Source organism: Terriglobus albidus (genome assembly GCF_025685425.1).
Lineage (GTDB): Bacteria > Acidobacteriota > Terriglobia > Terriglobales > Acidobacteriaceae > Terriglobus > Terriglobus albidus.
Window position 1 is genome coordinate 434984 of sequence record NZ_JAGTAS010000056.1, and the last position, 16028, is coordinate 451011.

The 16028-nt window shown below is 58.8% G+C and carries 9 protein-coding genes; 1 reads left to right on the forward strand and 8 read right to left on the reverse strand.

The genetic code is table 11. The annotated features are described in order from the left end of the window. Positions 1-3: 3 nt before the first annotated feature. The 8 genes from OHL21_RS16290 to OHL21_RS16325 are packed head-to-tail and all read right to left on the reverse strand — an operon-like array spanning position 4 to position 13977. Positions 4-3798, reverse strand: a complete 3795-nt coding sequence (locus tag OHL21_RS16290; RefSeq protein ID WP_263418335.1) for a DUF4175 family protein — start codon at positions 3796-3798, stop codon at positions 4-6. After that, positions 3795-5804: a vWA domain-containing protein gene (locus tag OHL21_RS16295; protein WP_263418336.1), complete on the reverse strand. Its 2010-nt coding sequence runs from the start codon at positions 5802-5804 to the stop codon at positions 3795-3797. The genes OHL21_RS16290 and OHL21_RS16295 overlap by 4 nt, the downstream gene beginning before the upstream one ends. Further along, positions 5804-6694, reverse strand: coding sequence for a DUF58 domain-containing protein (locus tag OHL21_RS16300; RefSeq protein ID WP_263418337.1), 891 nt, complete (start codon positions 6692-6694; stop codon positions 5804-5806). Before OHL21_RS16300 ends, OHL21_RS16295 begins: the two co-directional genes overlap by 1 nt. Then, positions 6694-7719 carry an AAA family ATPase gene (locus OHL21_RS16305; RefSeq protein WP_263418338.1) on the reverse strand — a complete coding sequence of 342 codons (1026 nt, stop codon included), beginning with the start codon at positions 7717-7719 and terminating at the stop codon, positions 6694-6696. Before OHL21_RS16305 ends, OHL21_RS16300 begins: the two co-directional genes overlap by 1 nt. Before the next feature lie 14 nt (positions 7720-7733). Then, complete coding sequence (locus OHL21_RS16310) at positions 7734-9932, reverse strand: tetratricopeptide repeat protein (RefSeq protein ID WP_263418339.1); 2199 nt, start codon at positions 9930-9932, stop codon at positions 7734-7736. Then, entirely contained in the window at positions 9929-10861 is a 933-nt protein-coding gene (locus OHL21_RS16315; protein ID WP_263418340.1) for a hypothetical protein, read from the reverse strand. The genes OHL21_RS16310 and OHL21_RS16315 overlap by 4 nt, the downstream gene beginning before the upstream one ends. Next, the gene (locus tag OHL21_RS16320) at positions 10858-13143 is read right to left on the reverse strand and encodes a hypothetical protein (RefSeq protein ID WP_263418341.1); all 2286 of its coding nucleotides are present in this window, start codon (positions 13141-13143) and stop codon (positions 10858-10860) included. Before OHL21_RS16320 ends, OHL21_RS16315 begins: the two co-directional genes overlap by 4 nt. A gap of 39 nt (positions 13144-13182) precedes the next feature. Then, positions 13183-13977 carry a DUF4159 domain-containing protein gene (locus OHL21_RS16325; RefSeq protein ID WP_263418342.1) on the reverse strand — a complete coding sequence of 265 codons (795 nt, stop codon included), beginning with the start codon at positions 13975-13977 and terminating at the stop codon, positions 13183-13185. A 189-nt stretch (positions 13978-14166) separates the two neighbouring features. Here OHL21_RS16325 and OHL21_RS16330 point away from each other — a divergent pair, with 189 nt between their 5' ends. Next, positions 14167-15654: a multicopper oxidase family protein gene (locus OHL21_RS16330; protein WP_263418343.1), complete on the forward strand. Its 1488-nt coding sequence runs from the start codon at positions 14167-14169 to the stop codon at positions 15652-15654. Positions 15655-16028 lie beyond the last annotated feature (374 nt).

Sequence of the window (16028 nt, forward strand, 5' to 3'; positions counted from 1 at the left end):
TTGTTACTGCGGTGTCTTGCTGAGCCGCCGATAGTAGTCGGCGACAGCATCCTGGTACGCCGGAGCCGCTGACTTTGGCTTGGGACTCCGCACCTGCCCCTGATCGAGCGCTCCATTCTGACGTAACCGCAGCTCGAGCTTGTCGGCCTGCGCCAGAACCTCGGCGCTCATGTGCTCCACCATCTGCGGATTACCCGGGAAGCGACGTGGATCGAGGTTCTGCATCTGGCGCTGCAGCTCTTCGATATCTTTCTTCGCCTGCGGATCGTTACCGGCAGCCTGTCGCAGGTTATTGAGATCGCGAATGCCTTGCGAGATGATCTGCTGCATATCAGCCGGATTGTTGGGATTGCCAGGGTCGACAGCGCGACGCGAGCGATCGAACTGGTTGTTGCCGGTATTCACATTGCCCCATACGGTGCCGTTGTCATAGCCGCCACCTCGGTTTATGGTGTTGCCCAAATCGTTGCTCAGACCATTGTTGAGACCCCCTCCCGCTGCTTCGGCCCGGCCGCCGCCACCGCCATTGCCGGCCATCTGCTGCTGTCCGCCACCGCGTTGATTGCCGCCTTGCTGCCCTCCCGGTTGTTGACCGTTTCCGGCCTGCTGGCCTTGTTGTTGTCCCTGTCCTTGCCCATTGCGGCTACCATTCTGACCGTTGGGTTGGCCACTCTGTCCACGCTGCTGGTTATTACCGGGCTGTTGACCATTGCCACGGTTGAGCGATTCGATGCGGCTGCGGAAACGGTCCAGTGCACTGAGAGCCGCCGTCTGATCGCCCGAGTTCTGCCGCTGTTGCTGCCGGGCATCATTCCCGCTGCCGATACCATTCGCGGCCTGGCGAACCTGCTGGCTCAGCTTGTCGATGCCGGCGCGAATCCCTTCTTCGGTACCGTTTGATTCAGGATTGATGCCGCGGCGCAGCCAATCTGCTGTGCGCTGAACACGGTTGTCCAGACCATCCTGATCGGCAGCGTTGAGAGCATCGCGCAGTTTGCCGGAGACTCCTGGCTGCGTCGGCGCAAGCTGGCGAGCCGTATTGCGAAGATTGTTCTGCAGCCGAGAGAAATCCTCCGAGAGCTTCTGACGATCGTCAGCGATACGGTTCCGCGCATTGGATCGGTCCACCATCTCCTGCATCGTGGTTGCCGGACCCTTCCGGTTCTGCTCGTCGACAAACTGACGGATACGATCGGCCTGGTTGCGTTCTTCCTTCGCAATGCGGTCAGCCTCCTGCGAAAGGCCATCGAGCTTACCGCTGGCCTGCTGTTGTTGTGCGCCTCCCATAAGACCGGTTGCCTGGCGGAGAGACTCCGCGGCGCGCCGTGCTGCCTCATTCGCTGCTTGCTGTGAGTTCGGCTGGCCGGCCTGCGGACTGGCAGCCCGCTTCATCTCATCGTTGGCACGGCGTAGGCGATCGAGCGCCTGTTGCACACGGGGATCATCCCCACGTTGATTGCCGGGCTGGCTTCCGGAAGAGCCGGATGCCGAAGCGGAGCGGGAACCTGATTGTGATCCGGATTGAGAAGAGCTGGATTGCGAACCGGACTGGCTTCCTTGTTGGCCTGATTGCTGTCCATTCTGCTGACCCTGCTGTCCGTTCTGGTTCTGGGTGAGCTGCTCCATCTGCTTCTGCAGTTGTTCGGCCTCGCGCCGCAACATCTCCTGCTGCCAGCGCTCCTGGAAGCTCTGTTGCGGATTGTTGCGCTGCTGCTGTGCCAGCTCTTCCTGGCGCCGTGCTAGAGCATCAAGCTTCTGCAGCGCATCGTCGATCTTCTTCTCTTTCTCTTCCTGTGGAGATCCTGTCTGCGCGCTCTCGTACTGGTTCTTTGCGGTATCGAGCTCGAGATCAAGCAGCGTGGCCAGGTCGCGTCCCATGGATCCACCTCCGCCACCGCCTCCACCACGCTGCCCAAAGGCGACCTGAATCTGACGGAAGGTCGCCTCGGCACGCAGCAGATACTGCAGCGCCTTCTGCTCATTGGCGATGGCTTCCTTCCACTGCATCTGGCGCAGCTTATCCGTCGCGGGAATCATCGCCTTCGAGGCTTCCTGCATGTCCTTCTCGAAGGAGTTGAAGCTCTCGTTCATAGCCGTCATGTCGCGGCTGTCGAGGCGGCTGGAGAGAGCATCCACCTGCTGACGCAATTTGCTCTGCACATCCGATAAAAACTTCGCCTGATCCTCTCCGGATTTCTGCGTGGCCTTCTTGTCGTTCTGTTGCTTCCACGTCTGCGCAATCAACTCTTTCTCGCGGCGGGATATCTCGCCCTGGTCCTGTCGTCCGCCGCCACCCCCACCACCACCTCCGCCGGCCTGCGATTGCGAGAATTCGCGCTCAAATGGATCGGCCTGGATGAAGCTGATCTCGGTCTTCGATTCAGCGTGTCCATCGCGGGCAGTAGCGTAGAGACTGATGACGTCGCCCGGCTGCATCTTGAAGCTCTCAAGACTCAGCATCTGCGAACCATCCGCCTGACGCAGTCCCGGAGCTTTCAGCATGGGAACGGTCTGCTCTGCACCGCCGTTGACGGAGTAGTGCAAAGCCATGGCATTCAGGCCAAACTCCGCCGAGCCCTTTACCTTGACGGTGACCTCTTCAATCGGACTGGCGCGGTAATCGTTGGAAGGTTTCTCGATCGCAATCGTTGGAGGCTCAGCCTTGTTGGTTGCGACGAAGTAGTCCTCTGTCAGACGTACAGGTTGGCCCTGGTCGATACCGGCGATATGATAAGCGCCGTCCTTCTGCATCTTCAGCGTGGTTGTGTAGGTATTGGGCTGGCCGCCGCTGAGCTTCAATGTTGTGCCATCGTCGAGAGCGAGAAGCCCGTCGTGTAACGGCCGGTCCGTGTGGATCTCAAGTTCGGCTTCGGTACCTTCAATAGCGCGCAGGTCGCCGCCGTGATCATCCACCTGCGGCTTCATGCCGGTCCATTTGGGATAGTTGTAAGTCACCTTGATGGCGGTGATCTGCGGCATGTCTACAACACGAAGGGTGTAGTGGGTGCTGGTCAGCGGACCGGCAGTTACGTAGTACTCCACATTCTCGGGCAGAGCAGTGAAGAGGAACTGATAGCCCGGAGCTCCTTCCAGCGGCTTCATAGGAACAGGTTCCCAGCGTCCTGCACTCTGGTAACGGGCAAAGAGCCGCACCTTGTCGGTTTGCACGCCGGTGATCTGCGCGGTAACAAGCTGGTCGGTATTGCGCCGCAAGGCAGCGTTGCCAGGACTTACGCGGATGTCATAGAGCGGCGGAACATCCTTCTTCGGGCCGGTCCAAAGAAGCGAAGCACCGTAGCCGAGGTAGCCAGGACCGGCGGCGATCATCCACAGCAGGATGCCGAGTGAAACCACACCCCCGGCCATCAGTACATAAAAGGTGCGCTGTGGCACCAGGTCGTGTGGACTGGCCGTCTCGGCAACGGCGAGGGTGTCTCCTGCAAGTAGTTCAAGAAATGGGCCTGACTGTTTCTCGTGCCGCTCAGAGAAGGTGAGCAAGCGATCATCGAAGGCCGGGAAGGCGCGTTCCGCTTGTTTCACACTGGCCGCGCGTGTGAGCCGGAGCAGCGGGATCACCAATGCGATGGTCGCGGCGACTATGATCGCCAGCAGCATGGCCAGGCGTGCCAGGGTAAGGCTGCGCAACGGAAAAGCATAGGCATTCAGAATCAGCACGGCGACGACAGTCACAATCAGGGCGGTGGCCGCAATCACGGCCGAACCGCGCAGGGTAGCTGCCAGCCGAAGCCGGCGTTCGACGCTGTCGATATAGGCGTTGAGCTGTTGTTGACGGCTCATGCTTCCTCCCTTTGCGTACCCAGGTACTGCCCGGCCACGATGGACTCCGCCAGAGCCACCAGGAAGAGGACGAGCATAGCGTACCACCATAAGCTGACGCGTACGGTGTCATTTTGCGCGGCGCCGGCGGTGCTTCCGCCATTGCCGTTGGCGCTGCCCGCCCAGAGTTGTTGCACATCGGGCGGAAGGATTTCGAGGTTACTCTCACGTGTGTCGGCATTTACGCCGATCAGCCCGTCGCGCCCGTTTGCAAATCGCACTTGATAGAAGCCTGCGGAGCTGAGCCGCAGTGTCTGCGCGGTGGCCGCCTCGGCCAGTGTCAGGGGACGGCGGCCGTCGGGCGCAATGACGTCCACACTCGTTCCCGGTCCGTTTCCGGTCGTAGCTGAGCGCAGAGGAACGAATTCATCCACCAACCGGGCTCCGCTCAGACGTTCTGTCCCGGAGAGATAACGTGTCGCCAGATCCAGGAACGGAACGAAGGCCGGCGAGAGTGGAAGATCGTTCGTCAGGTTATCGAAGCCCGAGGCGAGGATGAGGACATGTCCTTCACCTAGCTGCTTGTCCATAAGCAGCGGTGTGCCATCCGTCAGCTTTGCGAGAATGCGCATACCATTCGTATCGACATTGGCGGCAAATGAGAAGTGTGCGTCGGTCCAACCGGTGGTTTCACGCAGTACTGCGTGCGTGTGGTCAAGATCACCAACACCCATCGGATCGCCTTCTCGCGTATAGAGGTGCGGCTGCCCGGCACCGGTGCCGAGCAGCGGAAGCTTGCCCTGGCGTCCGGCGTTTGTGCCGATCGCCATCAGCACATTCCCGCCACCCTGAATGTATTTCTTCAAAGCGTTCTCAAAGGCGATCGGCAGAGAAGGAACATCCGAAAGGATGACGTAAGCATACTTCGTCGGATCGGATTCCGTGACAGCATCGGAACTCATCGGCTGCAGCAGGTAGGCTCCCTTGCTGGCAGACGCGATCGCGGCACTGACGTATAGCGGCGAGCGTGTGTCGTTCGCCGGGCGAACCAGCAGGATGTGCTCAGGATCGCTGCGACGTACGGCGAAACGCCACTGGTCATCCGAAGGAAGTGCATCGCTACCTTCAATCGCAACGGCGCAGCGGCTAAGGCCGTAGGGAACATCCAGGCCAGTGAACTCAACTGTGGCCGTACCGTTCTCTGCAAGATTTACGGTCTTCGTGGTGACCGTCCTGCCGTCGATGACTAAGGAGACCTTCTTCGTGGCAGCTTTACTGTTGTAGCCGGCAACAACAGCGCGAACGCGAGCGGTCTTCGTATCGGCTATTTGCGAGGGAGCGTCCACATTCACGACGCTGAAATTCTCTTCGGTGCGATTGGTTGTCGGATGCAGGATAAGTTTCGTGCTCTCCGGCAGCACCATCTCTGCGAAGTTGCCGGGGACGCTGGACCGTTGCATATCGCTGAAGAGATGAAGATCGATGGGCGTAGGGTTTGCTTCATCCAGCGCACGTATCCCGCGGCCGAGGTCACCGAAGTTGGAGTGGCCGTCGCCGGGCTGAAGTCCGTTGATAGCCGAACGCAGCGTTTCATTATCTTCGATCGGCTGTGTCAATGCTTCGAGCTGGCCACCCAGAGCCATCACCTGCGCCTTCTGGCCCGGATGCCGTCCACTCAGCGTATTGAGCGCCTGCTGCTTCGCTTCGGCAAACTGCGTACCGCTACGCATGCTGAGCGAGCGATCGATGACCAGCAGCAGAAGCCTGTCATGGGCCTTGGAAGCGGGTCTTCGAATAAAGGGCGAGGCAAAAGCCAGCGCAAGCAGCAAGACGATCAGAGTGCGAAGCGTGAAAAGCAGCAGATACTTCAGGCGGCGGTGCCTGGTAGAGCTCTGTGTGCCGCGCTCGAAGAACATCAGCGAGCTAAAGGGAAGCGGAATGGATTTGTGGCGGCGCAACAGATGCACATAGACCGGCAGGCCTATGGCGAGTGCTCCGGCAAGAAACCATGGCGCAAGGAATCCCATCAGGCAGCCACCGCCTTTCTCAGAGAGAGGTATGCCTGCAATGTGGCATCCAGCGGCTGATCGGTAACCAAGAGACGGTAGTCCATGCCAGCGGCACGAGCACGTGCTTCGATCGCCGCAAGGTGAGCCTGCAGGCGGCGGCGATACTCATTCTTCGCGTAGTCAGGAATAACCTCCATCACCTGACCGGTCTCCATGTCTTCCAGTACGGAGGGTCCACGGAGCTCCGGCTTGATCTCTTTCGGATCGAGTACCTGGAAAAGCGTGACCTCGCTGCCGTGATAGCGAAGCGGTTCAATTGCCTCCACCATCTCTTCCGGATCGCCAAAGAAATCTGAGAAGACCATCACCATACCGCGCCGGCGCAGCAGCTCATGGGCATGGCGCATCGGGTTGGCAAAGTTCGTTCGCGCTGCCGGTTCGGCGCGATCCAGGGCTGCCAGCACTCGATAGAGCTGCCCCTGCCGCGTCGAAGGCCGTACCGAGTCTCGAACGTCATCATCAAAGACGACAATGCCGGCCGCGTCGCGCTGATACTTGATCGCCATGTACATGAGCGCCGCGGCGGCGTAGCGGGTGTAATCCATCTTATTGACGGCGTGCGAGGTGTACTTCATGGAGTTGCTGGCATCCATAAGCACGGTCACCTGGCTATTGGTCTCGCCGCGATAGCGCTTCAGATAGGTACGTTCCGTACGTGCAAAGAGATTCCAGTCGATATGGCGCGGATCCTCTCCCGGCGTGTAGGCGCGATACTCGGCAAACTCCTGGCTGAAGCCGAAGTCGGCAGAGCGGTGCAGACCGGCGACAAAGCCGTCCACCACCGTGCGGGCCAGCAATTCAAGATTGCCGATGCTTGCCAGAATCGCGGGATCGAGGAATCGCTGCATCAGATATCCTTTGGTGCGGGAAGATGGGCGATCAGGCGCCGCAGAATCTCATCCGTATCGATGCGCTCGCTCTCCGCATGGAAGTTAAGCAGAATGCGATGACGGAGCACCGGCACTGCCAGAGCCTTCAGATCGTCATAGGTGACGTGGTACCGCTTATGCGCCAGGGCGCGTGCTTTCGCCGCTAACACGAGGAACTGTGCCGCGCGGACACTTCCGCCATAGTTGACATACTTTTTTACAAAGTCCGGAGCGTTGTCACTCTTGAAGCGAGTCGCCCGCACCATATTGACAGCCCACCGGGCCAGCGACTCCGCAATTGGCACCATGCGGACGAGCTGTTGCAGATCCAGAAGCTCGTCAGCCGAGGTAACCACATCGATGATTGGATTTAAGGTGGCGGTGGTCATGTCGACGACCTTTACCTCGTCGTCGGCTGAGAGATAATCCAACACCGTGTTGAAGAGGAAACGGTCAAGCTGCGCTTCAGGAAGGGGATATGTGCCTTCGAGCTCGATCGGGTTCTGGGTGGCAAGCACAAAGAAGGGAGAGGGCAGTGGGTAGATATGTCCGCGGACCGTGCAGGAGCGTTCCTGCATCGCCTCCAGAAGTGCTGCCTGGGTCTTGGGCGGGGTTCGATTGATCTCGTCAGCCAGCACGATATTGCCGAAGATCGGTCCGGGTACAAAGGTCCAGGTTCGATGTCCGGTTGCGGGATTCTCTTCAATGATGTCGGTCCCGGTAATGTCTGATGGCATGAGGTCCGGCGTAAATTGAATGCGCTTGAATGAGAGTCCCAGCGCTTCCGCGATGGCCCTCACCATCAGTGTCTTGGCCGTGCCCGGCATACCTGTGAGAAGGCAATGGCCGCCGACAAAGAGAGCGGTGAGAATCTGATCCAGAACCTCATCCTGCCCGACGATCACCTTGCGGACCTGCGTCAGAATGCCATCGCGCACGGCGTGGAATCGCTGTATCCGCTGTTCGAGCTCTACTGCATCCAGGTTATTAAGTGCGGTCTCCATCCAGTCCCTCGTCTTCAGTTGGTCTTGGGCTGCGCCGATGCGCCGCCGTTATGCAGTTGCAATAACAATGTCTGTGCCGGCCGGTAGCCAGGCGCGGCCTCGAGCGCGGCAAGAACAGCCTCTTCCGCCTTGGCCCGGTCACCCTTCGCCATGTATGCCTGGGCCAGGTTGTATTGCGCGCCCGCGACGTCGAGCGGATGCAGCGCGACAACGGCGTTATATTCCCGCACGGCGCCGTCGTAGTTCTTCAAATCAAGGAAGAGCGTTCCAAGCCGGCGATGCAGCTCTTCGTCGCCTGTGGGATAGACGTAGTTCAGCCGATCGAGCGTGGCTGCCGCCGCTACCTTATCACCGGCCTCCTCTTCCAGCGTCGCCAGTTGTTTCAGTGTGGCAGGCTCGTGCCCGCCCATCTTTTCGTACTCCACCAGAACTTTAGTGGCGGCCGGTTTGTTGCCGCCGGCGAGCTGAGTATCGGCAATCATTTGGTAAGCGTTTGCATCGCCGATGTACTGCGGATAAAGAGCCTTCACCTTTCCTCCATTTGCAAGAACGAAAGCATAGTCCTTCGACTTTGCATGTTGCGCCAGCTCGGTAAGCTGTTTCCGCCAGGGATCGAAGTTCTTCACGATGTCGCCGAACTGCTTGTCGAGCCAGGCCATATAGTCCTTATCGAACTGCTCCGCGGAGATACCGAGGGTTGCCTGGATGACCTGAGGTGTAGGCGTCAGTTTGGCATAGGCATGCACAATTTCGAGCAGCTTGCCTTCGCCCCAGCGCTCACCGATGTAGTCGCAGATGCTTCCGCCCTGGAAGTAGCTCACGATAACCTGCGCCGGATACTGCGGATAAATAAACCCGCGATCCAGCTCCGCGACCGGCAGCAGCTTCTTATCGCGAATCGCAACCAGAATCTCCGGCGTGACGCGGTCGCCCCACTCCGGGTCAGCCTGCGTCTCTTCATGGACAGCAAGACCTTCCGTGAACCAGCGCGGTACGCGATGGTTGGTGGCGGACAGGACGTACACGTGACTGAGCTCGTGCCGCAGCGTGCTGGCCCAGTGAAACTCACCCGGCTTCCTGCCGGACGGACTGTCCATGGCGACTACCTGCCCAAAGGTCACACCCAGAGCCCCGAGTCCGGGCATTCCCATCGTCCGCACTGCAAAGTCTTCATGATCGGGATAGACTTCGAGCTGGACCGGCCCTTTCAACTTCATCTGATACTTCTTCTCGTAGGCTGCCATGGCGCGGTGCAGCTCAGCAGAGAAGTAGGGTTGCAGCAACTCTGCTTCCTTTTTATTGAGCTTCAGGATGGTAGTGTCGTCCGTAAAAGTCTGGAAGTTCTTGTAGCTGTCCAGCAGTCGCAGGCTGTTAACCGTGGCGGCATCGCGGTATCCGTTGTCGTAGGCAAGCTGCAGCTCTTTCTCGGGTTCATCCTGCTGGCCAAGCCGCATCAGGTTGATGCCGAGCTGTGCGTGCGCCGACCATAGACCGGGTTGGACCTCGACGGCCTTGCGGTAGTAGGTCACGCCGTCGTTGTAACGGCGGTTCTGCACCAGGTGATAGCCGATGCGGGCGTATCCCTCGCCATACTTGGGATTGATCGCTGTGATCTTTGCCAGCCAGGCATCGGGCGAACGGTCATTCAGCAACTCGATGGCAGCATGGATTGCCATAGCATCCAGAGCGTCAGGCGCGAGCGCGATAGCCTGATCGGCCTCCTTGATCGCAGTATCAAAGTCGGAGTTTTCGAAGGCCATATCAGCGGCCAGTTCTCGGCTCTCCACCGATTTCGGATCGAGTGTCAGTGCTTTCGCGATGTACTGTGGAGCGCGTCCATCAAATCCATCGGCGCTGACCAAAGCCAGTCCATAGAATGCAGGCGCGTAGTTAGGGTTCTTAGCCAGGGCTTCGTTGAATAAGTTGACGGCCTCAGGATTATTGAAGCGTTCGTGGAAGAGCAGGCCCCAGCGGACACGCACAGCCGCACCGCTGCTCGGGGAAGCGACTGCGTCACGAAACTCGGCATTGGCCTGCTGGTAATTCTCCAGCCCCCAGAACCCCTCGGCACGCAACGCGGGATCATTCGTATGCGTGAGCTGGGTATAACACGCCGTAGCATCTTTGCCGTGCTTCTCCAGACCACGGCATTCCTGCCACGTCGCCGCGTGTGATGAAAGCGTGAGTGCGAACGTAAGCAGGAGGTATCTCATTTCTCCATCTCCTGCTGTACCTTGGCCAGTTCCAATAAGGCAGCAGTGAGAGCCTGTTTATACTCGCCAGGCTCCATCGCTGCCTTCTCATACTTCAATTGATCGATCTTGCGCTCCAGCTCTTCTTTCTTTGCAAGCAGGGCCTGATGCGCCGGATCGTTGGCAATGGCCGCATTGCCTCCATCGAGGCGCAGTACCGTGAAGGTAGAGAGCAGTGCACCTTCACGAGATCCTTGCGGGATGGTTCGGACCGCTTCTCCCTTGCCGGTATCTTCGAAGACCGGATGTTCCGTCGCCAGACGTTTCTGCGAACTGTAGAAGTCTGCGGTCTTGCGATCCGCATAGACGAATGCCTCCATCGCGGAGATGCTGCCGCTTTTATCGGTATCAGCAGCAGGGTCCTGCATCGCCTGCAGCCAGTAGCGTGCAAAGACGGTGGCATTTTTCTCGGTGCCTGTCTTGGTTGCCGTAATCACGGCACGGCCCGGATGTTGCAGCGCAATAACTGATCCTCCGCTGGCGCTGGTCGTATTCACGACCAACTGTCGCTTCGCAGGGATTTTGTCCAGAACGGCGGCAAGCTCTGTCCCCGAGAGGTCGGGACCGACGAGGTTGAACTTGTACTCTTCGCCGTCGAACGATCCATGACCAATCAGGATGAGCACCAGATCATCCTCAGGTTTCGCGTTGCGGGCCACATCATTCAATGCGTCCATCAGCTTTACCCGTGTCGCATCATCGCCAGCCAGCGTAACAACATGACCGGCAGCCGAACCGCGGTAGATCTTATCGAGATCTTTGGCATTGGCGGTGAAGCGCTGTTCATAGTCGGGCTCGCCGCCAAGGCCCGCTACCGTGATGTAGTAGACGGCCGCATGGCAGCGAGGTCCCGCAACCGCGAGCAGCAGACCAAGAACCATGCGCTTCATACCACACCCCACTTTCTGCGTAGCAGCCACTGTGTGCTGACAAGCCCGAGTAGCAGGAGGTAATTGATGGGCATATCCCAAAGAGGCTTGGTGTCACGAACTGAGATGCCGGCCTCAGAGTAGGAGATGTCACGCGGAAGGGTGTTGAGCTCCGAAGGTCTCCAGTAACGACCGCCAGTACTGTTTGCCAGACGCTCCAGCAGCTCGCGGTTCTGTTCTGTATGAAAGTTCTCGGCTATGCCATCCTTCCGTTCCAGCGTGACAATGTCAGAGCCGAGAACCTCACCCGCGCGCGATCCCGTAACCTCCACCGCATAAGAGCCGGGTTTATCGGCGGTCCATTCCGTGCGGAAGCTTCCGGCTTCACCAGGAACAGCCGCCAGTTGCACCATGGACGACGTACCATCCGGACCCACGATGCGGGCCATGACATCGGCATCAGAAGCGGGCTGATACTGCTTGTCCCGCACCGTGGCAGAGAGAACGACGTGACCTTCGTCCATCAACGTCTGCGCCGGAACGCTTGCTGTGACAGGTCCGGGCGACTCGGCCGCGATATAACGCAGAAGCTGTCTCCAGAACTGATCGTGCGACCCGTCGCCGACGGGCATACTCATCTGCCAGCGCCACGTACCTGCAGTGGCCATCAATGCTGTACGTCCACGGCCATATGGTTCCGTGACCAGCATCGGCATCTTGCGGTGCGTGTCAGTCATCTCCAGAAGCACCGTCGCTCCGGGCTTGGGAGAGCCGGCATCCTGGTAATCAGCGGTATAGGGAAGCTTCTTCCATCGCGCAGCATTGACAGTGGCGTCGTCGGCAAGACGCGTCACCGGTGATTCGGCGCCGACCTGGGTTAGCAGCGGATAAGCCGGATCGCGATGAAAAGTCTCCTTCGTCTTCGGCAGAAAGGTGGGAATAAGATCCGAAGCTCCGGAACTTGTCCAGCCGCCGTCGGCGAGAGAAAAACGGCCACCGAGGAAGAGCACGCCGCCTCCGCGACGATCGACGAACTCCCGCAACAACTCTTGTTGCGACGGTGTGAAGTATCCGTTCTCGACCGAACCAATGATAATGCCGGAGTAGCCGAAGAGATCCTCCGCTCTTGTCGGGAACCCCTCCGCAAGCTCACTCGGGTCGCTGATGCCCTGGCGATAGATTTTGTTCTCCGTCGTCCGTAGCATGGAGACCATCTGCAGTTGCGGGTCATCATCTGACGCGCGGCGGATGAACTTGAACTCCCAACGGGGCTCGCCTTCCACGAACAGGATCCTGCGTTTATCACCGCTGACGTTCACCATGCGGCTGAGACTGTTGTTGATGACATTGGGTTCGCCTGGCATCGGCGAGATGGAAAACTCAAAGCTCTTTGCGCCCGCGGCGCCGGCATCGAAATAAAGAGTATCGGTGCGTGTTTCGCGATTCGCAGGCAAAATAATCTCGTGCCCGGCGAGTGCCTTGCCGCTCTCGCGCACAGTCAACATCGCCTTCTGTCCTGAGAATCCGTGCTGATGAAACCTGACTGTCGCGACCATGCGTGAAGACGCCAGGGCGCGGGGGGCGACACTGACGCCTTCCATCTCCACGTCGTGCTCTGCGGTTTCACTGCCGAAGCCGATCGTATGCACCGGAATGTGACGATTACGGAGAGCATCGAGTGCGGCAATGTCGACACCGCCTCCCCCTTCGTCACCGCCAGAGGCGTTCTCCGCGCCGTCGCTCATCAGCACAATGGCGCCGATCGGCAGATCCTGTGTCTGGGTGAGGAATTGCCGCAGTCCGTCGCTGAGATGCGTGGAGCGTCCGGCAGCCTGCAGCTTATCCGGACTGTCGACCTCCCCCATGGAAGCACCGATGTGGTAAAGCCGGGTTTGAAAACGCTGCTTCAGGCCATCCTGAACACCGTTCTTCAGTGCAGCAACTGCGGCTTGTTCGCGCGTCTGCTGATTGCCCGCATCCGATTGTGCCATGCTGTGTGAGTCATCCACCAGAATGGCAATGATGTTCTGCTGAGAACGCAGTTCCGCAACGTTGAGGGCCGGCTGGCATAGCAGAAGCAGCAGTAACGTCAACATCGCGGCCTGCAGGACCCAGATCACGGCGGATCTCCATGACTTCAACTTCGGCGCCGCTGCACTCCAGCGGAACCAGATCAGCCCTGCCAGACCCACAGCGCCCAGAACGATGGCAATCACGAGCATCCAGCGTGGCCATGAGCTGAGCAGGATCAGCCGTCCGCGGGCGAAGGCCGTGTAGGGATACTTGAAGAAGAATTCGAACATGTGCCGCGGAGCCTGGTGTCCTGCCTATGGTTTGGTTGATCAATGCGTCATGCCATACACGATGTAATTCAGACCGACACGAAATGCTTGTGCGGCAAACTTTTCTGGGTATTCGGGATCATCAGCCCACTCCCATGCATCACCCAGATGCATGTTGTGGCAGATAGCCACCATGATGCGCCCTTTATCGTCACGGATGGCGCGCCACTTCGGAGTGAAGCCGTCTTTCTCATAAGTCCTGTGCGTCCGGATGTAGTGTTCGCCCGGGACCTGGATGCGGTCATCCATGTCATACAAAACATGGAAGATTTCGTCTCCGCTCTGCAGGTCTTCTACCGGGCGGTCGGGAAGAACCTGGCGCATGCCTTCCATAAAGTCTTCCCAGTCCTGGGTGCCGTGGAAGTCATCCACCATCAGAAATCCGCCTTTATTGAGGTAGTCGCGCAGGCGCTTCGCCTCCGCATCGGAGAAGGTCCAGGCCTGTACCTGCACGGCGTAGATCCAGGGATATTCGAAGATGGCGTCTGAATCCAGATCGACGACCTGCTCGTAGGGGCGACCTTCAATACGCGTAAGACGCTTCATCGCGACCAGAAGCTGGCGATCGGCTTTGGGATAGTCGCGCGACCAGGCGGCGCGACCCCAACCCCAGCCGTATCCGTTGCCGCCGGAGCGGGAGGTATAGGCCAGGCGCGACCAGACGAACTCGGCCTTCTGAGCCTGGTGCTGCTCCGAATCATCAAACCCGAAGTAAGCGGTCCGCTGGTAAGCCCGAACGACGGAGCAGCAGGCAAGGGCGAGGGCAGCAACTGCGGTAGCGGCAAGCAGCTTCATCGTGCGACCTCCTGAGAAGGTACTCAGTCTACGTGCGTATAAGGCTTGCAGGATAGACGAAGCGACTCAAGGAGTTGTTTCCACGAAAGTCTCGTCTTTTTTCCATGTACTGCGTCTTACCGGTATGCCGGCCGCTGCTTGCCTGAGAAATTCTTACCGTGAGACCATCACCTTCACACGAGGCCCGAGGTGAAACGGCGAGATTTTTTACGGTCCGCCGCCATGGTGCTGGCGGCTCCTAGTCTGCGAGACGCAGGCCCGTATGGCCTATCCCAGATGGGGCAGATGGCCACGCCTTCCCAAGGGAAACCGTCTGCCGCTCCCGGTCCGGAATCGCCTTCAGCATCGCCTGCCGATATTACTCTCCACATTGAACCGGTGACCGTGGAGCTCGCCCCGGACCGCATTCTGTCGACGATTGGGTATAACGGGACGTCGCCGGGACCGATCCTTCGCATGAAAGAGGGAAAGTCCGTCACGGTGGACGTCATCAACCGGACGGATACTCCGGAACTTGTCCATTGGCATGGCTTTCTGATCTCGCCGGAGATGGACGGTGTAGAGGAGCAGGGCGCTCGTCCTATTCCGCCGCAGGGAGCACGCCGCCTGCAATTTACGCCGAGCCTTGCCGGCTCGCGGTGGTATCACACCCACGCCATGGCGGAATCTGACCTGCACAAAGGCGCCTACACCGGGCAATTCGGCTTCGTCTACATTGACCCGGCATCGGGCGATCCGGGCCATTACGACCAGGAACACTTTCTCGCTCTCCGAGACTGGGAGCCATTCTTCTCCTCGACCATGGAAGACGATGACGATGAAGACGGCAAACCGGCGGTTCAACCCGAGAAGCCGACCCGCGACCTGCCTGGCTCACCAGGGCTCGAGGTCAGTTCCATGACCTACTCCATCAATGACAAGGCGTTAGGGGCAGGCCAGCCTATCCGGGTGAAACAGGGAGAGCGAGTTCTTTTCCACTTACTGAACGCATCGGCGATCGAGAACCGGCGCATTGCGTTCGCCGGGCACAAATTCCGGATCATCGCCATGGACGGTAATCCCGTCCCCACACCGACGGAGGTGGATGCGATCTTTCTAGGAGCGGGGGAACGTGTCTGCGCCGTCGTGGAGATGAACAATCCGGGTGTATGGATTCTAGGGGCGACGAATGACATGATCCGCAACGCCGGTCTTGGCGTCATCGTGGAATACGCCAACCAGCACAAGAAAGCGGTATGGAACAAGCCCGGGCCGGCAAATTGGGACTATACCATCTTCGGCAAACCGGGAGGACCGGCGCAAAAGCCGGATGCAGTGATCGACATGGTCTTTGAGAAGATGCCATCCGGTATGGGAAAGTTCAATGCCTGGCTCATCAACGGCAAACCATATCCGCATGAACGCGAGTTTGTGCTGGAGCAGGGCAAGCGTTACCGTCTCATCTATCGCAATCGCACCGATGATGCCCACCCGATGCACCTGCATCGCCATCAGACTGAGCTTGTGGAGGTCAACGGGAAATGGACCCATGGTCTGATCAAAGACACCGTAGTCGTGCCGTATTTTGGCCGTGCCTCCATAGATTTTGTCGCTGACCAGCCAGGGCTGACTCTCTTCCACTGCCACATCCAGAACCACATGGATTACGGCTTCAAAGCTCTTTTCCGCTACGCCTGACCCGAGAGCATTTCCCTGTTGCTGGGTACTCCGGAACGGGCGCGAAGCGGCGTTTTCATTGCGGAAAACGCCCATAGATGCGGAGGCCCGACTCTACACCTACAGGGAAAATGCTCTAAGGGCCTGTCGACATATAGCTGGGTGTATCGACAAATTCAGATAGCAGATACTCTGGTGCCCCATCCATCGCATCGCGATGGGCGGAATGTTCGAGCGAAGCTCGATTCGGTGGGAGCCGTGGGCTTTCAGCCTAATGTCACTTACTTTTTGATTTTGGGAGAGGACCGAAGTGATGTTTTGAGGGGAAGGATTTTCCTTTTCCCCAGATTTCGCGAGGGTAAGATCGATGTTTGGTTCGTTGTGGAAGCTTGGCT

Bases quoted from the DNA above. Each gene is read 5' to 3' on its own strand.
- OHL21_RS16290 (WP_263418335.1), bottom strand. From the start codon at position 3,798: ATGAGCCGTCAACAACAGCTCAACGCCTATATCGACAGCGTCGAACGC.
- OHL21_RS16295 (WP_263418336.1), bottom strand. From the start codon at position 5,804: ATGGGATTCCTTGCGCCATGGTTTCTTGCCGGAGCACTCGCCATAGGC.
- OHL21_RS16300 (WP_263418337.1), bottom strand. From the start codon at position 6,694: ATGCAGCGATTCCTCGATCCCGCGATTCTGGCAAGCATCGGCAATCTT.
- OHL21_RS16305 (WP_263418338.1), bottom strand. From the start codon at position 7,719: ATGGAGACCGCACTTAATAACCTGGATGCAGTAGAGCTCGAACAGCGG.
- OHL21_RS16310 (WP_263418339.1), bottom strand. From the start codon at position 9,932: ATGAGATACCTCCTGCTTACGTTCGCACTCACGCTTTCATCACACGCG.
- OHL21_RS16315 (WP_263418340.1), bottom strand. From the start codon at position 10,861: ATGAAGCGCATGGTTCTTGGTCTGCTGCTCGCGGTTGCGGGACCTCGC.
- OHL21_RS16320 (WP_263418341.1), bottom strand. From the start codon at position 13,143: ATGTTCGAATTCTTCTTCAAGTATCCCTACACGGCCTTCGCCCGCGGA.
- OHL21_RS16325 (WP_263418342.1), bottom strand. From the start codon at position 13,977: ATGAAGCTGCTTGCCGCTACCGCAGTTGCTGCCCTCGCCCTTGCCTGC.